The 22,640-nt window shown below is 62.7% G+C and carries 24 protein-coding genes; 11 read left to right on the top strand and 13 right to left on the bottom strand.

Features of this window, described 5'->3' with window-relative positions:
* Positions 1-95: 95 nt before the first annotated feature.
* From ffh to CABTHER_RS09185, 8 genes are all read left to right on the top strand, one after another.
* Positions 96-1,583 (top strand): signal recognition particle protein, encoded by a 1,488-nt coding sequence (ffh, locus tag CABTHER_RS09220; RefSeq protein ID WP_014100363.1) that lies wholly within the window; start codon positions 96-98, stop codon positions 1,581-1,583.
* Positions 1,584-1,663: 80 nt separating this feature from the next.
* Entirely contained in the window at positions 1,664-1,933 is a 270-nt protein-coding gene (gene rpsP / locus CABTHER_RS09215) for a 30S ribosomal protein S16 (RefSeq protein WP_041569185.1), read from the top strand.
* Between the two features lie 68 nt (positions 1,934-2,001).
* Positions 2,002-2,241 carry a KH domain-containing protein gene (locus tag CABTHER_RS09210; protein WP_228374046.1) on the top strand — a complete coding sequence of 80 codons (240 nt, stop codon included), beginning with the start codon at positions 2,002-2,004 and terminating at the stop codon, positions 2,239-2,241.
* Positions 2,238-2,780, top strand: a complete 543-nt coding sequence (rimM, locus tag CABTHER_RS09205; protein ID WP_014100360.1) for a ribosome maturation factor RimM — start codon at positions 2,238-2,240, stop codon at positions 2,778-2,780. Before CABTHER_RS09210 ends, rimM begins: the two co-directional genes overlap by 4 nt.
* A 78-nt stretch (positions 2,781-2,858) precedes the next feature.
* Positions 2,859-3,632 (top strand): tRNA (guanosine(37)-N1)-methyltransferase TrmD, encoded by a 774-nt coding sequence (gene trmD, locus CABTHER_RS09200; RefSeq protein WP_014100359.1) that lies wholly within the window; start codon positions 2,859-2,861, stop codon positions 3,630-3,632.
* A gap of 19 nt (positions 3,633-3,651) precedes the next feature.
* Positions 3,652-4,104 (top strand): 50S ribosomal protein L19, encoded by a 453-nt coding sequence (gene rplS / locus CABTHER_RS09195; protein ID WP_014100358.1) that lies wholly within the window; start codon positions 3,652-3,654, stop codon positions 4,102-4,104.
* Positions 4,105-4,222: 118 nt separating this feature from the next.
* The gene (locus CABTHER_RS09190; protein ID WP_014100357.1) at positions 4,223-4,639 is read left to right on the top strand and encodes an NADH-quinone oxidoreductase subunit A; all 417 of its coding nucleotides are present in this window, start codon (positions 4,223-4,225) and stop codon (positions 4,637-4,639) included.
* Positions 4,640-4,718: 79 nt separating this feature from the next.
* A complete protein-coding gene (locus tag CABTHER_RS09185) occupies positions 4,719-5,240 on the top strand; it encodes an NADH-quinone oxidoreductase subunit B (RefSeq protein WP_014100356.1) in 522 nt (173 codons plus the stop codon).
* Positions 5,241-5,299: 59 nt separating this feature from the next.
* Here CABTHER_RS09185 and CABTHER_RS15890 read toward each other — a convergent pair whose 3' ends face one another.
* Both CABTHER_RS15890 and CABTHER_RS09175 read right to left on the bottom strand, forming a co-directional pair.
* Entirely contained in the window at positions 5,300-5,920 is a 621-nt protein-coding gene (locus CABTHER_RS15890) for a cupin domain-containing protein (RefSeq protein ID WP_014100355.1), read from the bottom strand.
* Complete coding sequence (locus CABTHER_RS09175) at positions 5,917-6,519, bottom strand: sigma-70 family RNA polymerase sigma factor (protein ID WP_041569184.1); 603 nt, start codon at positions 6,517-6,519, stop codon at positions 5,917-5,919. The genes CABTHER_RS15890 and CABTHER_RS09175 overlap by 4 nt, the downstream gene beginning before the upstream one ends.
* Positions 6,520-6,820: 301 nt before the next feature.
* Between CABTHER_RS09175 and CABTHER_RS09170 the strand changes: the two genes are divergently transcribed.
* Positions 6,821-11,101, top strand: a complete 4,281-nt coding sequence (locus CABTHER_RS09170) for a translocation/assembly module TamB domain-containing protein (protein WP_014100353.1) — start codon at positions 6,821-6,823, stop codon at positions 11,099-11,101.
* A 16-nt stretch (positions 11,102-11,117) separates the two neighbouring features.
* Here the strand turns inward: CABTHER_RS09170 and uvrC are convergent, their stop codons facing one another.
* From uvrC to CABTHER_RS17030, 5 genes are all read right to left on the bottom strand, one after another.
* Complete coding sequence (gene uvrC, locus CABTHER_RS09165; protein WP_014100352.1) at positions 11,118-12,944, bottom strand: excinuclease ABC subunit UvrC; 1,827 nt, start codon at positions 12,942-12,944, stop codon at positions 11,118-11,120.
* Positions 12,945-12,986: 42 nt separating this feature from the next.
* On the bottom strand, positions 12,987-13,454 hold the full coding sequence (locus CABTHER_RS09160) for a hypothetical protein (RefSeq protein WP_148264008.1): 468 nt from the start codon (positions 13,452-13,454) through the stop codon (positions 12,987-12,989).
* A gap of 68 nt (positions 13,455-13,522) precedes the next feature.
* Positions 13,523-14,074, bottom strand: a complete 552-nt coding sequence (locus tag CABTHER_RS09155) for a hypothetical protein (RefSeq protein WP_148264007.1) — start codon at positions 14,072-14,074, stop codon at positions 13,523-13,525.
* An 82-nt stretch (positions 14,075-14,156) separates the two neighbouring features.
* Positions 14,157-15,494: a tetratricopeptide repeat protein gene (locus tag CABTHER_RS09150; RefSeq protein ID WP_041569182.1), complete on the bottom strand. Its 1,338-nt coding sequence runs from the start codon at positions 15,492-15,494 to the stop codon at positions 14,157-14,159.
* Positions 15,487-16,377, bottom strand: coding sequence for a class I SAM-dependent methyltransferase (locus CABTHER_RS17030; RefSeq protein ID WP_014100348.1), 891 nt, complete (start codon positions 16,375-16,377; stop codon positions 15,487-15,489). Before CABTHER_RS17030 ends, CABTHER_RS09150 begins: the two co-directional genes overlap by 8 nt.
* Positions 16,378-16,625: 248 nt before the next feature.
* Here CABTHER_RS17030 and CABTHER_RS09140 point away from each other — a divergent pair, with 248 nt between their 5' ends.
* Positions 16,626-17,165 (top strand): CarD family transcriptional regulator, encoded by a 540-nt coding sequence (locus CABTHER_RS09140; RefSeq protein WP_187288363.1) that lies wholly within the window; start codon positions 16,626-16,628, stop codon positions 17,163-17,165.
* A gap of 66 nt (positions 17,166-17,231) precedes the next feature.
* Positions 17,232-18,611, top strand: coding sequence for a hemolysin family protein (locus CABTHER_RS09135; RefSeq protein ID WP_014100346.1), 1,380 nt, complete (start codon positions 17,232-17,234; stop codon positions 18,609-18,611).
* 60 nt (positions 18,612-18,671) lie between these two features.
* Here CABTHER_RS09135 and CABTHER_RS09130 read toward each other — a convergent pair whose 3' ends face one another.
* The 6 genes from CABTHER_RS09130 to CABTHER_RS09105 all read right to left on the bottom strand — a co-directional run bounded on the left by CABTHER_RS09130 (position 18,672) and on the right by CABTHER_RS09105 (position 22,634).
* Positions 18,672-19,391: a tetratricopeptide repeat protein gene (locus CABTHER_RS09130; RefSeq protein WP_041569181.1), complete on the bottom strand. Its 720-nt coding sequence runs from the start codon at positions 19,389-19,391 to the stop codon at positions 18,672-18,674.
* Positions 19,392-19,394: 3 nt separating this feature from the next.
* Positions 19,395-19,712: a hypothetical protein gene (locus CABTHER_RS09125; protein ID WP_014100344.1), complete on the bottom strand. Its 318-nt coding sequence runs from the start codon at positions 19,710-19,712 to the stop codon at positions 19,395-19,397.
* Positions 19,709-19,951 carry a hypothetical protein gene (locus CABTHER_RS09120; RefSeq protein WP_014100343.1) on the bottom strand — a complete coding sequence of 81 codons (243 nt, stop codon included), beginning with the start codon at positions 19,949-19,951 and terminating at the stop codon, positions 19,709-19,711. The genes CABTHER_RS09125 and CABTHER_RS09120 overlap by 4 nt, the downstream gene beginning before the upstream one ends.
* The gene (locus CABTHER_RS09115; protein WP_014100342.1) at positions 19,948-20,682 is read right to left on the bottom strand and encodes a DNA-binding transcriptional response regulator; all 735 of its coding nucleotides are present in this window, start codon (positions 20,680-20,682) and stop codon (positions 19,948-19,950) included. The genes CABTHER_RS09120 and CABTHER_RS09115 overlap by 4 nt, the downstream gene beginning before the upstream one ends.
* A complete protein-coding gene (locus CABTHER_RS09110) occupies positions 20,679-22,157 on the bottom strand; it encodes a hypothetical protein (RefSeq protein ID WP_014100341.1) in 1,479 nt (492 codons plus the stop codon). The genes CABTHER_RS09115 and CABTHER_RS09110 overlap by 4 nt, the downstream gene beginning before the upstream one ends.
* A 132-nt stretch (positions 22,158-22,289) precedes the next feature.
* On the bottom strand, positions 22,290-22,634 hold the full coding sequence (locus CABTHER_RS09105) for an AtuA-related protein (RefSeq protein WP_014100340.1): 345 nt from the start codon (positions 22,632-22,634) through the stop codon (positions 22,290-22,292).
* Positions 22,635-22,640: the final 6 nt, after the last annotated feature.

Below are 22,640 nucleotides of genomic sequence, written 5' to 3'. Positions count from 1 at the left end.
TGCTCAACGCTTTCCTTTGTGGGAGCATGGCCCCCGACTGTCTGCCGGATGTCACCCCATAAAACGCGGGAAAATGGGGTGCGGGAGGATGACCGATGTTTGAGGCGCTTTCGGAAAAGCTGAAAAAGACGCTCAAGACGCTTCGTGGCGAGAGCAAACTCACGGAAGCGCATATCAACGCCGCCATGACAGACATCCGCATTGCTTTGCTTGAAGCGGATGTCAACTATGGGGTGGTCAAGCAGTTTGTCGAGCGGGTCAGGGAAAAAGCCCTGGGTCAGGAGGTCTGGCAAGCCCTTTCGCCGGCACAGCAGGTTGTCAAGATTGTTTTCGACGAAATGGTGGAACTGCTGGGCGGTGGCGCTGCCTCTGACCTGGCGTTTACCTCCCAGACGCCGAATGTCATCCTGATGGTCGGGCTTCAGGGGTCAGGCAAGACGACTTCAACCGGCAAGCTGGCACGCTTTCTGGCACAGCAACGCAAGCGCCATCCGCTTCTCGTCTCCGTGGACGTGTATCGCCCGGCAGCGCGCGATCAGTTGTCCGTCATCGGCAAGGCCATCGGCATTCCGGTCTATGAAGACCCCACGACCGATGATCCTTTCAAGCTGGCACGGGCGGCGTACCGGGAAGCCCAACTGCGCGGCTTCGATACGCTGCTGGTGGATACCGCCGGCCGGCTGCACATTGACGACGAGTTGATGGTGGAACTTGCCCAGCTCAAGGCCGAACTCCATCCCGTCGAGACGCTTTTTGTGGCCGATGCCATGATCGGGCAGGACGCCGTACGCAGTGCCACCGAGTTTCACGAGCGCATCGGGCTGACCGGCGTCATCCTGTCGAAAATGGACGGCGATGCACGCGGCGGGGCGGCGCTCTCCATTCGGAGCATGACGGGCCAGCCCATCAAATTCGTCGGGGTAGGCGAAAAGTACGACGCTCTCGAACCCTTTTATCCTGACCGCATTGCACAGCGCATCCTGGGCATGGGCGATGTTCTGTCGCTCATCGAGAAGGTGCAGCAGGAGGTGGACGAAGCCGAGGCGCTGCGCCTTCAGCAGCGGATGCTGGAAAACCGCTTCACGCTGGAAGATTACCGCGCCCAGTTGCGCCAGGTCGGCAAGCTCGGTTCGCTCGACAAACTGCTGGGGATGCTGCCTGATGGATTGCTACCGGGGCTGAACCTGCGGCTGACGCCCCAGCAAACCCAGATGATGCAGCGGAAACTCAAGGAAACAGAAGCCATCATCAACTCGATGACGAAGCAGGAGCGGGAAGACCATACCCTGCTGGCAGCCAGCGCTTCCCGGCGGCGGCGCGTGGCCAGAGGAAGCGGGACTTCGGTACGTCAGGTCGAGGAACTGCTCAAGGAATTTTCCATCATGCGCCGTATGATGCAGCAGATGACACGCGGCGGGCTTTTCGGGGGACTGGGTGGACTGTTCGGAGGTGGTTTGGGCGGCGGGCTGGGGGGGATGCTCCCGGCCGGTCCACGTGGTGGTGGCATGTTTGGCGGCGGTTTCGGGGGCGGCAAGCGGAGCAAGCAGCATACGCCCCCGAAAAAGAAAAAGAAGCGGAAATGATGTTGGTGCTGTGGCGGCTGCGGCTGCCAGCGCGTGTTGGGAAATAAACTTTTTTCAAGACTGTTGGGAGGAAATCAGCCGTGCTTTCGATACGCTTGACGCGCCGTGGTACGCATCGGCGGCCCTTTTATCGAATCGTCGTGGCCGAAAAACGCTCGAAGCGGGATGGCGGTTTTATCGAAGCCCTTGGCTATCGTGATCCACTGACCGACCCTGAAAAGCTGGTGATCAACCTGGAGCGGGTGGATTACTGGCTCAAGTGCGGCGCACAGCCGTCGGATACTGTCCGGGCCCTGATTGCGCGGGCGCGGCGGGAAGCAGAAGCGGCCGTGCCGAAGGCTTCCGCCTGAACCGGTGGTGGTTGATTCGCACCGGTAGCGCCAACGTCGGATGGTCGGTTGCCTGGTGAGGAGCGGTCGTGGCAGACGTGGTTCGTTTGGTGGAGCATCTGGCACGTGCCCTGGTGGATGACCCCGAAGCCGTGTCGGCCTCGGCTGAAATGCACGGCCACACGTTGGTGGTCCGGCTGACCGTAGCTCCGCCGGACATCGGCAAGGTCATTGGCCGCCAGGGACGTACTGTTACAGCTATCCGTACCCTGCTGACCGCCGTCGAAGGAACATCCGCCCGCCGGGTGGTGTTGGAGGTCGTCGAATGAGTGTGTTGGCTGACCCGCGCGAAGAACTCGTGACGATTGCCGCTATCCGCCGCCCCCGTGGCCTGCGGGGGGAAGTCGTGGCTACGTCGCTGAGCGACTACCCCGAACGGTTTGCGCCTGGCGTCCCAGTGTGGCTGCGCCCACCACGTGGGACTGCACGGGCTGCCGTGATTGAACGGGCCTGGTTTCACAAAGGGAACGTTATTCTGAAGTTCGTCGGTCTGGACCACATCAACGCCGTCGAGTCGCTGGCCGGGCATCAGGTTTGTGTACCGCTCTCAGCGCGGGTCATCCCGCCGCCCGATGAGTTCTTTCAGGATGATCTCATCGGCTGCCGGGTGGAACTGGAAAGCGGGGAAGTCGTTGGGACGGTCGTGGATGTGGCCCCGTATGGCGGGGGAACGCTGGTAGTGGAACGGATACACCCCGACGGACGCCGCCAGGAATGTCTCGTGCCGTTTGTGCGTGCCATCTGCACCAGCGTGGATGTGGTTGCCAAGTGGATTCGGATTTCACCCCCGGAAGGGCTGCTGGATTGAGGGGCAGCCGGGTAGCTGAGAACGCCGGCGGCTGATGGGGACCAGACCCACACGGCCGGAGGGAGTGCGAGCGACATCATGCGGTTCGATGTTCTGACGATATTTCCGGCGTTTTTTGAAGGGTTTCTGGCCTATGGCATTGTCCGGCGCGCCTGCCAGCGTCGCCAGGTCGAAATTGGCATCCACAACCTGCGCGACTGGACCTATGATCGCCACCAGGTCGTGGATGATCGTCCCTATGGCGGCGAAGATGGCATGGTGCTCAAGCCGGAGCCGATTTTTCGGGCAGTCGAAGCCCTGACCCACCGCCAGTCCAACCCATCGGTCGTCCTGCTGACGCCCCAGGGACGCCGCTTTGACCAGTCCATGGCACAGCACCTGAGCCGGCAATCCCAAGTTGTTCTGATTTGTGGGCGCTACGAAGGGGTGGATGAACGGGTCGCGGAACACCTGGCCACCGAAGAGATTTCCATTGGCGACTACGTTTTGAGCGGAGGCGAGCCGGCCGCGATGGTTGTGATGGATGCCGTTATCCGCCTGCTGCCGGACGTTTTGGGCAACCCGACCTCAGCCCAGAAGGAATCCTTCCAGACCGGACGCCTTGATTATCCGGTCTATACACGCCCGCCCGTCTATCGCGGACACGCCGTGCCGGCCGAACTGCTGACCGGCAACCATGCCGAAATCGAACTCTGGCGGCGGCGGGCCGCCCTGCGCAAAACGCTGCGCTATCGCCCGGATTTACTGACCGACCAAACGCGGCTGGATGAGATTGACCGCCGCTTGCTGACAGAGCTGTTGCACCCGTCGCCGCCAGCCGGTCAGCCCCTGACATGCCATTCATCATCATAGTGCGAGAGGAACGGAAGCCATGATCAAGCCGGAACTACAGGCCATCGAGCAGTCTTATTTGCGGGAGCATCCCGATTTCATTCCCGGCGATACTGTGCGCGTCCACGTCAAGATCAAGGAAGGTGAGAAAGAGCGGATTCAGGTGTTTGAAGGCGTTGTCATTGCCCGCAAGCACGGGGGAGTCCGGGAGACCTTCACCGTGCGCAAGATCAGCTTTGGCATCGGGGTGGAGCGTATCTTTCCGCTGCATTCGCCGAGCATTGACAAAATCGAAGTCGTGCGGCGCGGGCGCGTGCGGCGGGCCAAGCTGTACTACCTGCGCAAGCTGCGTGGCAAGGCGGCGCGCATCCGCGAACTGGACACCCGGCAGCTCAACAAGGAAGCCGCAGCAGCGGCGGCCGCACCGCCTGCGACCGCGCCTGGTTCGGAGGCTGCGTCCGGCGAGTCCACACCGACGCCGCCGGCCGAATAACATCCACACTTCACGGCTGCGAAACCGGTCAACCGCCGGAACAATCGCCGGGTGACAGCCGTCCAGCGTATGCTGGGTTACGGAAAGTCATCCGCGCATCGCCCATGGTCTGCCCGCTATGATTTCCACGGTGTTCTTGCTCCTGCAACAAGCTGCCACAGAAATGCCGGTACGCGGCCCCATCATGGGCTACATTCCGATTGCGCTTCTCTTTGCCATTGCGCTGGCGATTCCGGTTGGGGCCCTGACCGTTGGACGGTTTATCCGCCGGACGGTCATGACGCCCGAAAAGATGATGCCCTATGAGTGTGGCGTTGATCCGGTCAGCGACGCGCGGGAACGCATCTCGGTGCGGTACTACGTCATCGCCATGCTGTTTCTCATCTTTGACGTGGAGACCATTTTCCTCTTTCCGTGGGCGGTGATTTTCGATCAGCTCGCCCTGTTCGGACTCATCGAAGCGTTCATTTTTATCGGCATCCTGGTGGTTGGCTACTACTATGCCTGGCGCAAGGGGGCGCTGGACTGGGCGTAAAGGTGGCCCGGTTGCCCTGCGCGCTGGAAATTCCTCCGGCATCAGGCTGCTCTGGCATTCGTGAAAGGTGGTGAAGACCATGGTGCGTGAAGAAGCTCCGGGTTTGGTGTTGTCGTCGGTGGATTACATTTTCAACTGGGCGCGCAAGTCGGCACTCTGGCCGATGACCTTTGGTTTGGCCTGCTGTGCCATTGAAATGATGGCTACCGGGGCTTCCCGCTTTGACCTGGACCGTTTTGGCGCCGGGGTCTTCCGTCCCAGTCCGCGGCAGGCTGACCTCATCATTGTGGCCGGCACGGTTACGCTCAAAATGGCCCCGGTGGTGCGCCGCGTCTATGAGCAGATGCCCGACCCGAAGTGGGTCATTTCGATGGGGTCGTGCTCCAATGTCGGCGGGCCGTTCAACACCTACTCAACCCTGCAGGGTGTGGACCGGATCATTCCGGTGGATGTCTATGTGCCAGGTTGTCCGCCGCGCCCGGAAGCCCTGCTCTACGGGCTGATGCGCCTGCAGGACAAGATCATGCGGGAGCACCCGACGCGCTTCCTGTTTGGGCGCGGGAACGAAATCATCGAGCCGGAAAAATCCGCCGCCGCTTAGGGTCACGCCTGCCAGATATTCCCCTGAAGCGCACCCGACCGATGCCGGTCGGGTGCGCTTTATTCTGCGCCTTTGCCTGGATATTCAGCTTGGCATTCGCTCAGGGAACGGCGAACCAGAATCGTGCAGCCGGTGGTCGTGAAGTTGTGGGTATGGGTCGTGCCGGCTTCCGACCGAATGTAATCTCCGGGTCCAAGGCGTTCTTCACCCACGGTCAAATCGCCTTCCAGAACGAAGACTTCCTCAGCGATTTGGTGGCGATGTGGTGGAAGTGACGCGCCCGGCTCGGCGCGAACCAAGGTCACAATGAGGTCTTCGGCCAGGTTGTGATAAAGCAGCCGGGTCATCCACCCCGGCTGCCAGGGGATCCACGCGCCATCGCGCGCCCGCGAAAGCGTCGAATAGGGAATGGCTTCGGGTGGAGAGGGGGGTATGGTGGAGGGCTGACCAATGGTGGACATCAGCCGCGCGCGGAGCTTCGCCGGTGGCTCGGCGGCACAGCTTTCAAGAATCTGCGTGGCCAGTTGGCGCATCGTTTCCAACCCTTCGGTGCGCAGCCAAGGGTTATCTACCAGGTGGTTTTCAATCGCCCGACGTTCATCTGCGTCGAGTGTTTCGAGGAGATAACCCAGAAGCGTTTCCCACGGTTGCTCTTCCTCGGACCAGCTATTGTTTGTCATAACCAACCTTTCTTCATCGCCGGACCCAACCAGCGCCGCAGATGCTGAAGTGCCAGGCGCAGGCGTCCTTTGACTGTTCCCAGTGGAATTGCCAGGCGGTCGGCAATCTCCTGATTGGTCAAGCCGAGGAAAAATGTCAGCTCAATGACTTGTCGTTGGTCAGGCGAGAGGTTCTGGAGTGCCTTGTGCACCAGGTCTCCCCGCTGTATTGCAAGGAGGGATTGTTCCACGTCCTGCACCGTGTTTGGAGATTCCAATGAGGCAGGATAATTCTCGTTGGTGACGGACTCCATCGGGAGCTGCCGGCCCGGCCGCTGCATCCGTAGGGCGTCAATGGCCCGGCTGCGAGCCATCATCAGGAGCCAGGTCATGGGGCGTCCACGCTGGATGTCATAATCTTTGGCGCGGCGCCAGACTTCCAGATAGACGGCCATGGTCACTTCCTCGGCATCACTGTCGTTGTGTAAAACCTGTCTGGCCACGCCAAAGACCTGTCGGGATGTAAGGTCATAAAACTCTCCCAGGGCAGCCTGGTCTCCCGCGGCGATCCGACGAATCAACTCAAGCAGATGACGATGTGGGGAATCCGGCGGTGACACAGGATGTTCTCCTCGATATACGGCATAACCAGAGAAAAGGGTCAGACAAAGATCGTGAACTGAATACAGATAAAGTGCCCACGACTATATCCGCTGCTCCGCCGCACGTCATCCGTAAGATTGGCGCATAAGATTCGCGCGTAAAGTAGCTGACCGGAAATACCGGGGATACGTCCGGCAGGGGCAACAGGACAGTCCCTGGCGTTATCTTTCGGAAACCGGGCGGATGAACCGGCGTGCTAAGCTGCCTGCGGCGGGTTCGTGCGGGTCCCCCAAAATTCCCCTGTGTGAGCACTGCAACATGGCTGTGACACGTGGACAACGCTGGCGGATGGCTTTTCTGGTGCTGGCGCTCGTCGTCACGGGACTGCTCAGCGCTGGCGTCGTCTGGCTGGTTCAGGGTGGGCTGGACGACTTCGTACGGCGCAAACTCATTGCCGAACTCGAACGCCAGACGGACGTGCGGGCGGAAATCGGCGATCTGCGGGTGCATCTGTTTTCGACCTCGGCGGAAGCCGGGCGGATTGCCTGCTTCCTGCCGGGTGACGCCCAGCCATTTTTCACCGCTGACCGCCTGACGGCGGAAATCAACGTCGAAAGCCTCTGGCGGCAGGCTTTTTCCCTGCGTCACCTGACCCTTGACCGCCCGGCGCTCAACCTGACCTTCGATGACCGGGGCATCAACCTGGCGCGCATCCGCCTGCCGGAACGCCGCCGGACGCTGCCGGCCGAAGCAGATGAGCCACTGGTGGATGAGGTGCTTGAGGGGAGCCGCATCGTCATCCGGGACGGTACGGTGCAGGTTGCCGCTGCGACCTATGGCGTGGATGGGCAGATTGACCACTTTGCGCTGTTTGGGCGCACACTCGACAAACACACCCTGCGCGTCGAGACCAGCTTCGATGCAGCAGCGGTCACGGTGACAGCCGGTGACGGCCGCCAGCGGACGCTCAACGAAGCGCGGCTGCGCCTGACGGGAACGGTCACAAAAGAGGCCGCTGAGATTGAAACACTGGTGCTCACAACGCCGCTCGGCGAAGTGACGGCAGCCGGCCGCGTGCGCTGGCCCGATAACGTACCGCGCTACGAAGGCAATGCCTATGTGACGCTCGATCTTGCCGCCACCAGCCAGACATTGCTCGCTGGACTGCCTCTGACGGGACGGGTGCAGATGCCCGTCCGCGTGGCTGGCGACGCCGAACAGATTGCCTTGGAAGGCAACCTCGAACCGCTGACCGGACGCCTGGCCGGGGTGACGGTCTCCGGGCTGACAGCCCAGTACGTGCTCGACACACCCTTCGGACGTTTTCCAAACCGCGCCGAAGGCGATGTCAAAGCCGGGCGGGTCACTTTTGCCGGCTATGCGCTGGATAGCCTGTCTGCCCACGTCGCCGTCTCTCCAACGGCCGTGGACATCACCGGGGCCACGGCACGGGTCATGGGCGGCCGGTTGCAGGGACAAATGCGCCTGGTCTATTCGGCCGAAACCCGCGAGCGGTCACAGGCCAGGTTCACCCTCACGGGCTTTGATGTTGGGCAGGTGGCCCGCTTGACCCCCCTGCCAGCGCGCGTCCTGACCGGACGCGGCAACGTGCAACTGGAAGCCGCCTGGCCCGGCTTGGAGGCACTGCGGGCCAGCGGGCGCGTCCAGGCCACACTGACCGGCGAGGCCGTGCCGCCCGAAGGCAGCCCGGAAACAGCCCCGCTGCCGCTGACCGCCGAAGTCCGCGCCGGCCTGACGCCGGGCGTCGTCGAAGTGGAATCCCTGGTGGCCCGTGTCGGGGAAGGCGTCCTGACGGTCTCCGGCCGTTATGGCTGGCGGGCGCGGGAGGTGAATGCCACGCTCGACTACCACACCCCGGAACTGGCCCAGGCACAAACGCTGGCCAAGTGGCTTGGCTTCAACATTCCTGCACTGACGACCCAAACCGAAGACGCCCGGCTGGAGCTGCGCGGGGCCGGGGATGTCACCGGAACCATCGCCGGTTCCCTGAAAGCCCCGACGTTGACCGGAACAGCGAGCGTGGGCGGAATTTACGTCAACGACCAACGCATCGGCCGGGCGGCTGTAAAGTTCGAGGCGTCGCCGACGACCGTGACCCTGACCGAGGCTTCGCTCGTCCAGCCGGACGGCGGCTGTATTATTGCCGGTTTCAACGGCGGCTGGACGGAAGGCCAGCCCACTCAGGTCAATCTCAAGGCATACGAACTCAAACTGGCTTCCCTCGGCGCTATCCTGCAAACCATTCCGGCGACGAACGCCCTCGGCGGCCGCCTGACCGATCTGGGCGGACGCGCCGACGGCGAATTCAACCTGACCGGACTGCCCAACCTGGCAGCGCTCACGGGCGGTCTTGGGTCACGTGACTGGCTCAAAGCGGCCGAGCAGATACGGGGCGACGGAACGCTGGCGCTGACCTCGACCAAAACGCCGCTGGGTGAACTGCGCCGTGGAGAGGCGCGCGTTTCCTTGCGGGATGACGAGTGGGTGCTGGAGGGCCTCGTGGCCCGCTTTCCGGCCGGTGTCATCAGCGGTCAGGGACGTTACCAGCCGTCGGCCGGCGCTTACGACGTGGCGCTGCAATCCAACGGCCTTGATGCCGCCGCCGTGGCACAGACCTTCGGGCGGACCGATCTGCCGCTGGCGGGTGTCATCCGGTTCGATGTCAGCTCGCGTTCCACCGTGAGCCAGGTGCTGTCGAATCATCTGGATTTCGCCTTCAAGGCGACGAGTGAGACGCTGACCATTGGCAATGATACGTTCCGGGATGTCCGGCTCAGCGCAGCCAGTGATCCTGATGGGGAAAAAGCCCGGCTGACGCTGACGGCGCAGTACCGCGATTTTGCCTATCGTGCGGACGCGACCGTGACGTACCTCGACCCGGACGGCGAACTGGCCCTGCTGGTCGAAAGCCAATTTGATTTCAACCAGACGCCGCTGGCTCCGGTGCTGTCCATTTTCGATGTCGGGCCGCAAAATCTGAACGGCGAGATCACCGGCCGCCTGCGCCTTGCGGGACCGCTCTATGCCGTGGACCCGGTCACCGACGAAGGCGGTTTCACCACCGGCAAGCTGGCCCTGACCGGAGATTTTTCGGCGCTGCGGCTCGTCGTGCCGCTGGGCGAACTTGGCGCGGTGCAGGATAACTACGTCATTGTCAACGACGGCCCTCTTCAGTTTTCCGTCAGCGACCGGGCGCTGGAGTTTCGGAACTTTCGTCTCCGGGATGAGCGTGGCGAAACGACTTCACTGGCGCTGGCCGGGAAACTGGGGCTGACCGGCGGCCGCGATACCGTCACGGCCGAAGGAAAAGTTGACCTGAAGCTACTGCGCGGCTTCTCGAAACGCATCACCTCGCGGGGCGAGCTGACCATTAAGGCCACCCTGGGTGGCAGCCTCCTCAATCCGCGCCTGACCGGCTACACCGACATTGACGACTTTGGGCTGCGGATTACCGATGTGCCGCTGGCACTCGAAAACGGCGGCGGACGCATTCTGTTCAATGCCAACCGGGCGCAGATCGAGACGCTGACGGCCGACGCCGGCGGCGGAAAGGTCGAAGTGACCGGCGGGGCCATCTTCGAGCGCCTCAGCGATGTCCGGTGGCGGTTCGGACTGCGCGCCGAGAACGTGCGCGTGAAGTATCCGCGTGACATCCGTTCGCTGGCCGATGGCGATCTGGTGCTGCAGGGCAACCGGTCGCTTCAGGTGCTGAGCGGCGTGGTGCGCATCAAACGCGCCGAGTACACGACGAATACCGATCTGGCCACGCTCGTACGGACGCAGTTCATCGGCCTGGGCGGCGTGGGCAGCTCCCTTCAGACCCGCGCCCGGCGCGCGACGTTCACGACGCTCGATGTCCGGGTGGAAGCGCCGGACACACTGTTCATTCGGAACAACATTGCCGATGTGGTGGGCGCGGCGTCGTTGCGGCTGAGCGGTTCGATAGATGACCCGGATGTTTCCGGCCGCGTCCTGATCACGCGCGGGCAGCTTGAATTTCGCAATGACCGCTTTGAGGTGACACGCGGCGTGGTCGTGATTCCCGAAGGGCCGGCCGGCACGACGTTTTATGACATCCAGGCCGAGGCGACAATTCAGGGCTACCGGATCATCGTCGGACTGACGGGCACGGCCGACAACTTCACGCCGATTCTGCGTTCGGAGCCAAATCTGCCGCAGTCGAGCATTCTGTCCCTGCTGGCCACCGGAACCCTGCCGCCGCCGGAAATTGCCAACACGACCACGGCGGCCCAGCAGGCCAACGTGAGCGCCGCCACCACCCTGCTTTCCGAACTGCTGACAGAACGCATCGAGGAGCAGACCGGACGGCTGTTTGGCATCAACCGGTTTCAGATTGACCCGTTGCTGGTGGGGCGCGGCGGCGACCCCACGGCGCGGCTGACCGTCGGACGCCGCATCACGAAGGACCTGAGCGTGACCTTTTCGACGAACCTGGCCACGGCCGAAGAGCAGATCATCCTCATCGAGTACCGTCTGCGCAACAACGTGTCCATCATCGGCATCCGCGACCAGCGCGGCAACTTCGGCTTCGACGTGCGCGTGACCAAGCGGTTCTGACCTGCTTTGGAGGGTATCAGGCGTCAGCGGCCGGGGTCTCCGGGTGAAAGTGCTGCCAGATGGCGCGGGCGCGCTGCACACCAACGAACGGGGTCAGTTCGGCGATGCTGGCGCGCCGGATGTTTTCCAGACTGCCAAGGTTGCGCAGCAGGCGGTTCTTGAGCTTCGGCCCGATGCCGGGAATGGCCAGCAGTTCGGAATCGAAATCCCGCAGTGTGCGGCGCTGGCGGTGGAAGGTGACGGCGAAGCGGTGGGCTTCATCCCGGATGGCCTGGATGAGATGCAGCAGGGGTGAATGGCGCTCCAGCCGGAGCGGGTCGGATTCCCGACCTTTGACGAAGATGAGTTCCTCGCGTTTGGCAATCGAGGCCAGCGGCAGGGCCTCCAGGTCGAGTTCCCGCAGCGCCTGCGCTGCCGCGCTGAGCTGTCCCTTGCCGCCATCCACAATGACCAGATCGGGCAGGTGTTTTTCTTCCCGCAGCAGCCGGGCGTAGCGCCGTCCGACGACCTCGCGCATGGCGGCAAAATCGTCGCCGCCGGTGGCCGTTTTGATCCGAAACTTCCGGTACTCATCCTTGGCCGGCTGCCCGTTTTCAAACACGACCAGGGAGGCGACGGCCTCCGCGCCCTGGATGTGGGAAATGTCGAAACACTCGATGCGCGCCGGGAAGCGGGGCAGCGCCAGCAGGTCGGTCAGTTCGTCGAGGACATCGGCCATGTCGGGTTTGAGCGTCCGAAAACGCTGGTCGAAGGCCACGCGCGCATTGCGCTCAACGAGTTCGATGAGTTCGCGCTTCTGCCCGCGCTGGGGCGTCAGGATGCGCACTTTGGCGCTGCGCCGCGCCGACAGGAAGGCTTCCAGTACGTCCCGGTCAGCAAAGTCGTGCGGGGCATGGACTTCGTGGGGCACGTAGTTGCCCAAGGCGTAGTATTGGGTCAGCGCCTCGCCCAGAAAGGCGGCCGGGTCGAAGTCGTCGCCGGGCGGGAGGTCTTCCCAGAAAAACTCGCGCCGTCCGATGATGCGGCCCTCGCGCATGGTGAAAAGCTGGAGAGCCAGCCGCGCGCCGTCGCGGTGGTAGCCGAAAATGTCCACGTCGGCAGCGTCCTTGAGCATCATTTTCTGGGTTTCACCGAGCCGCTCGATGAGGCGAAGCTGATCGCGGTAGCGGGCGGCCTGCTCGAAGCGCAGTTCTTCGGCCGCCCGTTCCATCCGGGCCTGCAACTCAGCGACGAGTTGCTTGTTTTTGCCCTCGAAAAACAGCTTCACGTCCCGGACGGCTTCCGCATATTCCGCCGGGCCGCACAACTCCCGGACGCAGGGGCCGAGGCAGCGTTTGATGTGGTATTCGAGGCAGGGGCGGTCGCGCTTGCCGTCAATCTCGATGTCGCAGGTGCGGAGCTGAAACATCTGGTTGACAAGCCGGAGCGTCTGGTGCGCCAGCGAAGCCGGCAGGTACGGGCCGTGGTACAGCGCCCCGTCATTGAGTACGCGCCGCGTCTTGATGACCCGTGGGAACGGTTCGTTGAGCGTCAGCTTGAGGTGCGGATACTGCTTGTCATCCTTGAGCAGGACGTTGTAGCGCGGCTTGTACTGCTTGATGAGGTTGCTTTCGAGCACCAGCGCCTCGACTTCCGTATCGGTGACGATGAACTCGACATCGGCAATGTGCGCCACAAGGGCCTGGGTTTTGGGATCGTGGTGGCGGCTGGATTGAAAGTAGCTGCGCACGCGGTGGCGCAGGTTTTTGGCCTTGCCGACGTAAATGACCGTCCCGTGGGCGTCCTTGTGCAGGTAGCAGCCCGGACCGGTGGGCAGACTGGACAGTTTTTCAGCCAGAGACATTGGATAGGTAAAACGACGTGGATAAACGTGCCGGGGAGGGGGCTATTTCGCCAAGGCGTCGCTGGCTCCGTCAAGCAGCAGGCGCGCCATCTGCAGGGCAGCCCGGTGTGCGGGTCGTTCATCATCGCCGGGGGAAAGGCGTTCCAGGCGGGTGAGGTGGGATTCCATATAGTGGCGGACACGCGCCAGCGCCTTCCGCAGCCGGGGGTCTTTTTCGCCTTTGGTTTCGGCAACGGCGTCCAGTTTGTCGGCGAGTTCTTCGAGAATGCGCGTGTAAGCCGCAAGGAGTTGCTGGGGTGAACCGTTGGGCGGCTCGCCCCACTGCTCACGCTTGGTAAGCGGGTCAGGACGGCCTTCAAGGGCGGTGAGGCGGCGTCCGGCCAGCTTGAGGAACACCTCGGTGCGCTGGTCAATTTCCTGGGCTTCGCGGACGCGCTCGATTTCCTGTTCGTTGAGTACGTCGCCCCGCTGCTGCGCCAGCCCCGGACTGAACAGCAACAGACTGAACAAAAACACCAACCCTCGCCGCCAGCCGCCGCAAAGTCCGAACCATCGTGCCGTCATGGTACGTCGCGAGCTTATTCGGTCGGTGGGTCGCCGGCTCTGAGAAATTCACCGCCGAAGTAGGCATTGAGGGATTCCCGGCGAATACTCCGGGCGCGGTTGAGCGCCTGCCGGGCGCAGCCTTCGTGACATTCGGGCATGCCGTTGACCATCCACTCCAGCACCGGTAGTTGCTGGCGGAGCGTCGTTTCCAGCTTGCGCAGCATGTGCTGGCGTACCTTTTCCTTGGCCGTTTGCCGGGTGTAACCGTGGGTGTAATCAAGCAACCCGGTATAGACCCGCAGCGCCTGGGCCGCCGTTTCGTAGCGTTCCTGCTTGACGGCTTCAACGGCCGTGGCCAGTCGGCTGGTGCCGATTTTCAGGCAGGCATCGAGGTGGTCCTTGGGATTGGTCTCTTTCTGAAGCGTCTGCCGCTCGGTTTCGGACAGTCCCGCCGGCAACGCGGACGCTGACCCGGCCGGGTCATCCGCCCAGACACCAACACCAAACACGGCAATCCAGAGCCAGAGGCCAAGGATTCGACGTGCCTGACGACAATCGCGCTGCAATAAGGTCGAATGCCGCATCGTCCTGCCCTCCTGTGCGCCAGGGTAGCCCGGCTGGTAAAGACGGCCCGACTGGGGATGCCATTGAAGCCATGGCCCAGTTTCAGGGCTTTCGGGGTTTCGACTGTTCGGCCTGCCGTCTCAGACTGGGCAACCGAAGGTGAACTTTTTCGATTTCGAGCTGGTGATGAACGCCATCGGCGCGGGCAAGAAAGGCTTCGTAAGCCGCCAGCGCCTGTCTGTAGTCGCCCATTTTGTCATAACAGACGCCGAGAAAAAAGTAGGTTGCCGCCACTTCCGGCTGTTGTTGCGAAAGAAGGACGAAGTGCCGGGCGGCTTCGGCAAAGCGGTCGAGTTTGAACAGGGCCGTGGCCAGTCCGGCGCGCGGCGCAATGGCTTCGGGGTTTTGGGCTACAAGGGGGGCGTAGGCGGCAGCGGCTTCGGCAAAGCGCCCGGCCCGGAGCAGGGTCGCGGCGGCGACAACGGCGGCCTCGCCCTCAAGCGACGAGGCCAGCGTGGCCAGTTGTGCGTCCTGGGGAAACTGTTTCCGGGCCGCTTCGAGAAATACGCGGGCGGCTTCCGGCCGGTCGAGCCGGTAGAGGGCGCTGACGATGTTGGCGGCCAATTCGGCATGTGGCGTGGACGCATAAGCCACTTGCCAGTCAGCTACGGCCGCTTCCATCTGTCCCTGGACGGCGTAGGCGTCGCCGCGTCCACGGCGCGCTTCGGGGTGGTTGGACTGCCCGGCGAGTGCCTGGGAAAAGGCTTTGATGGCAGCCTCGGTCTGTCCGGCGAGCAGAAGTGCCTGTCCGCGCAGGACATTCACTTCGGGCGGGACTGCGGACGTGCCGAGTGGTGCCAGGACTTCCAGAGCCGCTTCCGGTTTCTGGCGGCCAAGCGCCAGGCGCGCCAGGTGAAGCCGCGCCTCCAGATGGTCCGGCGCGAGTTGCAGCACCGTGGCATAGGCCCGTTCCGCCTGCACGGTGTTGTTGGCCGCGAGCGCCGCCGCGCCCAACTGCAACCAGCCGCGCAGGAAATCGGGCTGAAGCGCCACGCAGCGTTCAAAGGCCGTGACGGCCTCGGCGGTGCGCCGGAGCGCCAGGAGGGCCATGCCGCGCTGGAAGTGGATGGGCGCGAGGGTGTCGTCCAGCGCCAGAGCCTCATCGTAGAGCCGGAGCGCGGCAGTGAGTTGTCCGGCCTGGTGGGCGTCCTGGCCGGCCTCGAACCGCGCAATGGCGGCTGCGGTATCCGGGGCCGCCGGGGCGGAAGGCGTCTGGGCCGGAACGGGCAGGGCCAGGCTCTGAAGCCAGAGGCCGAGCGCCGGAAGAAGCCAGCGCCAGCCTGTCCACCGGCGGGATGGAGCCACGTGACAGGCTGCCGCCAGGGGGCGGGCGTTGTACCCAGTTCCGGTTGTGTCCGTGTGTCCGGGGCGTCTAAACATCGTTTTCCGGGTCTTCTTCCGGGTCCTCATCTTCTTCCAGGTCTTCATCGTCTGCGCCGGGGGATGGTTCGGCGCGGGCGGTGAGCAGCGCTGCTTTGATGCTGACTTCAAAGGGGTAGGTGCCACGGTCACGGTCAATGATGTCACACAGCGAGTCCCGGACGGAGTTGAGATAGTCCCGTGGCACGATGGACAGCCAGCGGTCGAGCCAGTAGCCGGCAATGAGCGGCGATTCGAGAAAGGCGTGTCCGCTGTCGAAGGAAAAGGTCTCTTTGCTGCTGGTAATGGTGACGTTGTGCAGTCCGGCGTCGGCCGCCTGCGCCCGGATGTCGGCTGGCGTCGGGTGGGTCCGCAGCAGGGTTTCAAGTGGTACGGCCAGGTCTTCTGCCAGATCACACTCATAGAGGGCTTCCCAGAAAATGGAGAAAAACTCATCGAAGCTGCCCCGCAGGAGCGCGTAGGCCGCGACCTGTCCGCCCTCGCCCACGCGCTCCCGCAGAAGCGTCAGCAGAGGCGGCAGAGCCTCGGTCGGAAGCAGTGAGGCATCGCCCACGACCAGATCATAGCCTTCGGCAACGGGATCATCCGCCAGTTGGTCACGGTCGAGAATGCGCAGGTTGTCGAGTTTGGCTACCTGGCACTTGTCCCGTACGATCTGCAACCGTGCCGGGTCGCTGTCGCTGGCGGTGACGGTGCCGGTGTTGCGCAGCCGGTGGGCAAGTTCGATGGCCAGTCCGCCGGTGCCACACTCCACGAGCAGGATGTGTCCGCTCTCCGGCAGGGGAATGGTCTCGGTGAGCAGTTGATGGAAGCATTCGCACCACAGCGGGCTGATGGTGAGATCGTGCAGAAAGGCGCGCGTGCGGTCATCCGGGCTGGGCATCGGGCAACATCCTTTGGACAGGAAAAGTGTAGAGCGCCGCCCTCTGGGGGCATACTGTCTTCCCGGAACCGGGAGACAGGCATGCTATCGCAATCCGTTTGACCGTCCACCCTCTCCGGCGTAAAATGCGCCGTGGTCACGTCTTCGTTTTTGGGTAGTTTTTCTCGAAATGGTCGGTCTGCCATTGCTATCCAAACTGTGCCAAACACTTGCACGGCCCCGTCTTCATCACTCAGGAGGTCATTACTGTGGGATTTAAAGTAGGCGACAAAGTGATTTATCCCAATCACGGCATCGGCGTCATTGAGGTTATCAAGCGCATGGAGTTCGATGGCGTCGAAATGGAATTCTACCAGTTGCGCCTTAGTGGAAATAACACGACGGTCAATGTCCCGGTTGACAAGGTTCAGGCGATTGGCATCCGAACCCCGATCAAGACCGTAGATGGCGAAAAACTCTTGAAACTGCTGGCGACGAACTTCGTTGCGCCGCCGTCGGACTGGAAAGACCGTTTCAAGGAATTTTCAGAAAAGATGCGCAGCGGCGACATCTTCAGCGTGGCTGAAATTCTCAAGCACCTGACCTATCTGGGAAGTCTCAAGCCCCTCTCGTTTCGTGAGAAGCGTCTGCTTGAACGGGCGCGGTATCTGGTCATCAGTGAACTGACCATGGCTTCAGGAAAGCCCCAGGAAAAAGTCGAAGAAGCCGTCGAACAGGCACTGCAAAAAGCCTTCATCAAGTTCGAGAAGAAAAATGGCAAAGCTTCTGCTGCTTCGGCGGCAGTCTAAGCGGCGTCAGGCTGTCCCCGGCGGCGATGCTGCCCTGGCATCGCCGCCATTCCAGGTTGGTCCAGAATGGGTGATCCCGTTCCACTGGTCGTCTTCAAGGTTGTCGCCATTGGGTTTCTCGTGGCCGCCAATGCCTTCTTTGTGGCGGCTGAGTTTGCCCTCGTGGCAGCGCGGCGTCCACGGTTGTCATCCCTTGCAGGAAGTGGGCACCGGCGAGCCGTGACAGCCCTGCGGCTGATGGACGATCTCGACGGCACGATCTCGGCCACCCAGTTTGGTATCACGCTGGCCAGCCTGGCCCTGGGGTGGATTGGCGAGCTGACCTTTGCCCGGATTTTCGAGCACTGGCTGGCAGCATTTATGCCCAGCGGGCTGTGGCTCTATGCTTCCGCCCACGCCATTGCCGTCGCCGTCGCCTTTTCGCTCATCACCGCGCTGCACATCGTCTTTGGTGAACTGGCGCCCAAGTCGCTGGCACTGGCGCGGGCGGAGCAGGTGGCTTTGACCGTAGCCATCCCGTTGGACCTCTTCTGCCGCGTTTTTCATCCGTTCATCTGGCTTCTGGACCGGGCCGGGGCCCGCGCCGTGCGCCTTTTCGGTGTGACGCCGCTGCCCGGTGGACATCACACGGCAGCCTATACCCAGGAAGAAATCCAGCAGCTTGTCGCCCTGTCACACCAGAGCGGACACCTCAAGGCCGACGAACGCGAACTCATCCACAACGTCTTTCATTTCAGCGACACCGTGGTACGGGAAATCATGGTGCCGCGCCCGGAAGTCATCAGCCTGCCGCTGACGGCAACGGCGGATGACATTCTTCAGACGCTGTGTGAATCGGGCTACTCACGCCTGCCGGTTCACGATGCCCACCCGGACAACATCGTGGGGTTCATCCATGCCAAAGACATCCTGCGTTGTCTGGCCCGCAAGGAGCCGTTGTCCGTTGGTACGCTGCTGCGCCGGCCGGTCTTCGTGCCGGACACTGCGCACCTGGAGGAAGCCCTGCGGCAGTTGCGTGCGGCGCAGTCGCCGCTGGGGGTCGTCGTGGATGAGCACGGTACGGTTGAAGGGATCGTGACGCTGGAAGACATCCTCGAACAGCTTGTCGGTGACATCCGGGACGAGCACGACGTCACTGACGAGGAAGCCATGGTGTGGACGGAACCGGATGGCACGCTCATCTTCGACGGCGCTATCGCCGTGCGTGAAGTCAATCGCAAATTCGGCCTCAACCTTCCCGAATCGGATGACTACGCCACACTGGCCGGTTTTCTCATGACCCAGGCCGGGCGGCTGCTGGCTTCGGGCGATGTCGTCCGCTATCAGGACTACGAATTTCGCGTCGAGCAGGTCGAGCGGCGGCGCGTGGCGCGCGTGCGTGTCACCCGGCGGGCGGAAGCGCCCACACTGCCGCCGCCGGTGCTGATCCGGCAACCATCGGTGTGAGTGCCTGGTGAGTGCCTGGACGGTCTCTGCCGGAACCGTTCAGGTCAGGAAGCTGTGCGGTCAGGGTTGCGAAGTGGTGCGGTCGTAGCGGTCGAGAAAGGCAAGCCGTTCACGGGCGGCTGTGCCCCAGGTTGAGTCGGGATCGCGCCGGATGTAGTCCTGCCAGGCCAGCCGTGCTTCGTCCCACCGACCGAGCATCTCGAGCGCGCGGGCGCGGTTGTACCGGGCTTCGAGCAGATTTGGCTCCAAACGCAGCGCCATATCCAAGGCATCCAGGGCTTCTTCGGCTGCCGCCGGTGAGGTGCGGGCGACTTCGAGCAGAGCCAACCCCAAGTCGCTGTGCAGGGCGGCATCACGGGGAAACTGCTGAACCGCCATTTGCAGGTGGGCAAAAGCTGCGAGTGGTTTGCCTTCGGCAAGGTAGCAGCGGCCCAGCGTACGGTGGCCGTCCAGGGTCGGGCGGCGGATAAGTTCCCGTTCAAGCGCCTGCCGGGTCGCCTTGAGCTGGAGTTGGGGCTGGTCGTTGTCAGGGTTGCCCCGGTGGACAGGAGCCAGTTTGGCCGCCGGCAGGTGGGTGAGGCGTCCGTCGAGCGTCAAGCCGGTGCTGGCTGACACCTGGTGCAGCGTGGCTTCGGCTTGCGCGCCAACGGTCTGGCCCTGCCAGGCGATGAAACAGCCACTCCCGATGAGGCCAACGGTCAGACTGCCCAGGACAAACCAATGCCGTTGGAGCCACGTCGGCCGCCGGGAAGGCACTGGAGGCTGGGGTGAGAACGGCATGGCTTATGTCTCCAGATCGGCCAGCAACTCGCCAATTTCGGCGGCCATGGTGGGATGTCCGTGGCGTTCCGCGGCACGCTGGCCCTGTTCCCAGGCGGCGCGGGCGGCGGCAATGTCGCCAAGGCGCTGGTACGCCTGCCCTAGCAGCCGGTAGCCGGCTCCCTGGTCATCGCCGGTTTCCAGGTAAGCCATCAGGTGTCTGACGACGGCCTGGTAGTCGGCCAGTTTCCAGTACTCATTGGCCAGGCCGTAGTGCGCCATCGGGTTGTTGGGATTCGCCGCCAGCAGCTTCTGCAGGGCTTCCAGCCGTGCCGTCGTCATATCACAGCTTCCCCCTGACGTGGTGCCTCCGGCTGTCCGGCCGCGGGCGGCCGGGGAACTTCATACTTCCGAAAGGTCAGCTCCGGGTGTTCGATTTCAAGAAGTTCAAACAGGCTGCGCGTCATCCGCAGCCCGCGTGTCACCCAGAAAGCGCCCCGACCTTCGTATTCGGTTTCCAGTTCGCGCGGCAGCCCGCGCACTTCGACTTCCTTGGCCCACAGAATGACATCTATGTTCATAGCCCGGTCATTGTATCCTTTGGGGCATCGTCCTGCGAATGTTCTTCCGCAAGCTCGGCCGACCACGGCACGAGCCAGCCAACCCGCACAAGGTAGGTCGCCAGAAACAGAATCTTGGGTTCGAGGTGCGGCAGGCTGGCAATGATGTCGGCCAGGGAGTTCTGACCGTCGAACAGGTCGAGCAGCGTCACATTCGAGGGAGAGAGTTTGGCCGCGGCCAGGGCCGATTCCATGGCCGGTGTGCGGCGGTAGGCAACATCCAGCGGCGGCGCAAACTGTGGGTTGCTCAGCAGGAGTACGAGGTCTTCGCTGATGTCAATGGTTTCGAGTGGCGAGGTGATGCGGGTGTGTGTGCCCTGGTTTTGCGACCACTCGATTTCGTCAGCCACCGTGGCCAGCAGCAGTGCCGGCGTCACGGGTTTGACCAGTGAAGAAAGCCGCAGCCGCTCCATGGCACGGGAGAGAATCTCATCCGGCAGGCGCGTCAGGGCAATGATCGGCGTGGTGACGAACCGCTCCCGCATGATGCGGGCCGGGGCCAGTTCCCCGACGCCCGGCGTGGTATCCGCAATGATGAGCGTTGGGGGCTGGTCAGACAGCGTATGCGCCGTGTTTGGGTCATCTGTCACCAGAACGTGGTAGCCGGCCAGCGTCAGGGTTTTGTTGATGAGCTGCGCCGTTTCCGGGTCGCTTCCCACAAACAAAATGGTCTGGTGACGGACGGGGCTCATGGCGTTCTCAACAGCGTGGCGACCAGTTCTTCCAACCGCCGGATGCGTTTGTCAAAAACGGCGTTGCGGATTTCGTGCAGGACATCGAGCTGCTCCAGCTCAACCAGGGCAATGTTGATGCGCCACATGGTTTCCTGGCGAGCCTTGCGGCAGCGTTTTTTCTCGGTTGAATCCGTCCGGCGATACCATTCTTCAAGGGTTGCCCGCTTGAACTCAAACTGACGCTGCTTGAGTTCTTCGACCAATCCCAGCAGGCGTTGTGGCCCGGCGGTGTCGGTGGTTTCACGGGCCCGCAGATAGGCGTCAATGCGCTGACAGATGCGCTCAGCCAGGGTGCGTTTGATTCCGGCGGCAAGGGCAATATCGCTTGGCAGCCCGGTGGTGTAGCTTTCGAGGCGCGACATCCCGGCTGCAAACAGTTTCTGGATGGTTTTTTGCCCGACACCTTCAACCTGCTTGAGCAGTGTTGTCAGCACGATGCTCTCTGATGACGTTGGGGCCGGCGGAATGAAGAAGGTCGCGGGCAGGTAATCCTCCAGATCGGCATAAGCGCTCAGGACGCGCAGCTTCCAGTGCCGGCCGTAGCGCCGCCGGTCGCCTTCGCTGTGGTCCTGAAGCAGCACGGCTTCCAGGCGTTCCAGCCGGATGCTCAGATCGGTGAAGGCAATGGACTGTGAGGCACGCCGCAGGTTCACCACGGCCGGACGGCAGGCTTCCAGCCAGTCGCGGGCGAAGGCCCCTTTGCGCAGTTCAGTGATGAAATCCTTGATGGGCTGGACGTAGCCCGTGGCAATGTCCGCAAACAGTTGCCGCACTTCCGGGGGAACACCAGGGTCGGTTTCGGACTGCCAGATGCCTTCCGGCAGGGCAAACTCCGACGATGGATGCGTGGCCGCGTCAAAAGCCCCTTCGAGACTGCCGATCACGTCATCGAGAAAGTCGTCGTCAAGGTCCACGGCAAGGTCATCGAAGGGGTCTTCATTGCCGTCGAAGGTGACTTCGGTGGTAATCCGTCGCGTCTGTTGGTTGGTGTCGGGCGTGGCTGACAGCGGCGCGGCAAGGAAGCCCTGAAGCCGCTGGGTAATCTGATGCGTCAGGGAAACTTCTATCACCCGGCCTGTGTCGCTCATCGTGCGCACCATATCCACAAAGCAGGTCGTGGCCTGGGTCAGCCCATCGAGCGCCGACGTTTGCTGTTCCGGGGCAAAGCTGGCCAGACGCAACGCCAAGGCTGCACCGGCTTCCGCCAGGGACAGCAGCGCCTCGACGCCCTCGCGGGTGTGTGGCGACAGGTTGTTCTGGTCGCGGCGCAGCTCGCGGACGGCCGTCAGCAGTTCGTCCGTGTGCTCACAGACCGCCAGGTGGTAGGCCGGATTGTGCGGTGCGCGGCGCAGCCGTTCCAGATAAAGCCTGAGCAACGTCGTGTGGTCTTCGACGCCGACGACGAAGGCCTCAAGCGAAGTAAAACGATCCATAGTGAAATGTCATCGCGTGTGATGTGCCGAAAACATAACACAGGTCGTGCGGGGCGAAGACGCATGAGAAAACACATTGGGCAAAAAAGAAAGTCGCGGCCCGGTTGCCAGCCCGGCCGCGGAATGCCTGTCTTACGCCGGGTTGACCAGGTGCGCCAGGTGTTCGGGAAGCTCAACTTCCATACGCAGCAGAGCCGTGCTGTACGTTTTCCCCTGGGCATCGCTGCGCAGCGAGACCGTGCCGCCGCCACCCAACGCCTTGTGAAGCAGAAAGTTAAGGGCTTCGAGGTTGGGCAGTTCATACCGCTCGACCGGGCCGTGACACAGCTCGGCAAAATGTGCTTTGACGCGCTCGGCTGTGACCTGCTCACACAGCAGCGGATAAAACTCCGGGCGGCGGGCAATGAGACCGATGTTGGACGTGTCGCCCTTGTCGCCCGAACGGGCATGGGCAATGTCAAAAAGCCTGACTCGCATGTGACG

It is taken from the genome of Chloracidobacterium thermophilum B (genome assembly GCF_000226295.1).
Lineage (GTDB): Bacteria > Acidobacteriota > Blastocatellia > Chloracidobacteriales > Chloracidobacteriaceae > Chloracidobacterium > Chloracidobacterium thermophilum.
Note: the sequence above shows the minus strand (reverse complement) of the source record. Positions and strands in the feature narration are given on the sequence as shown.

Bases quoted from the DNA above. Each gene is read 5' to 3' on its own strand.
- CABTHER_RS09185 (WP_014100356.1), top strand. From the start codon at position 4,719: ATGGTGCGTGAAGAAGCTCCGGGTTTGGTGTTGTCGTCGGTGGATTAC.
- CABTHER_RS17030 (WP_014100348.1), bottom strand. From the start codon at position 16,377: ATGCCCAGCCCGGATGACCGCACGCGCGCCTTTCTGCACGATCTCACC.
- CABTHER_RS09125 (WP_014100344.1), bottom strand. From the start codon at position 19,712: ATGACGACGGCACGGCTGGAAGCCCTGCAGAAGCTGCTGGCGGCGAAT.
- rimM (WP_014100360.1), top strand. From the start codon at position 2,238: ATGAGTGTGTTGGCTGACCCGCGCGAAGAACTCGTGACGATTGCCGCT.
- CABTHER_RS09135 (WP_014100346.1), top strand. From the start codon at position 17,232: ATGGGTGATCCCGTTCCACTGGTCGTCTTCAAGGTTGTCGCCATTGGG.
- CABTHER_RS09115 (WP_014100342.1), bottom strand. From the start codon at position 20,682: ATGAGCCCCGTCCGTCACCAGACCATTTTGTTTGTGGGAAGCGACCCG.
- CABTHER_RS09170 (WP_014100353.1), top strand. From the start codon at position 6,821: ATGGCTGTGACACGTGGACAACGCTGGCGGATGGCTTTTCTGGTGCTG.
- trmD (WP_014100359.1), top strand. From the start codon at position 2,859: ATGCGGTTCGATGTTCTGACGATATTTCCGGCGTTTTTTGAAGGGTTT.
- CABTHER_RS09120 (WP_014100343.1), bottom strand. From the start codon at position 19,951: ATGAACATAGATGTCATTCTGTGGGCCAAGGAAGTCGAAGTGCGCGGG.
- CABTHER_RS09105 (WP_014100340.1), bottom strand. From the start codon at position 22,634: ATGCGAGTCAGGCTTTTTGACATTGCCCATGCCCGTTCGGGCGACAAG.
- CABTHER_RS09130 (WP_041569181.1), bottom strand. From the start codon at position 19,391: ATGCCGTTCTCACCCCAGCCTCCAGTGCCTTCCCGGCGGCCGACGTGG.
- CABTHER_RS09110 (WP_014100341.1), bottom strand. From the start codon at position 22,157: ATGGATCGTTTTACTTCGCTTGAGGCCTTCGTCGTCGGCGTCGAAGAC.
- rplS (WP_014100358.1), top strand. From the start codon at position 3,652: ATGATCAAGCCGGAACTACAGGCCATCGAGCAGTCTTATTTGCGGGAG.
- CABTHER_RS09150 (WP_041569182.1), bottom strand. From the start codon at position 15,494: ATGTTTAGACGCCCCGGACACACGGACACAACCGGAACTGGGTACAAC.
- CABTHER_RS15890 (WP_014100355.1), bottom strand. From the start codon at position 5,920: ATGACAAACAATAGCTGGTCCGAGGAAGAGCAACCGTGGGAAACGCTT.
- CABTHER_RS09155 (WP_148264007.1), bottom strand. From the start codon at position 14,074: ATGCGGCATTCGACCTTATTGCAGCGCGATTGTCGTCAGGCACGTCGA.
- CABTHER_RS09190 (WP_014100357.1), top strand. From the start codon at position 4,223: ATGATTTCCACGGTGTTCTTGCTCCTGCAACAAGCTGCCACAGAAATG.
- uvrC (WP_014100352.1), bottom strand. From the start codon at position 12,944: ATGTCTCTGGCTGAAAAACTGTCCAGTCTGCCCACCGGTCCGGGCTGC.
- ffh (WP_014100363.1), top strand. From the start codon at position 96: ATGTTTGAGGCGCTTTCGGAAAAGCTGAAAAAGACGCTCAAGACGCTT.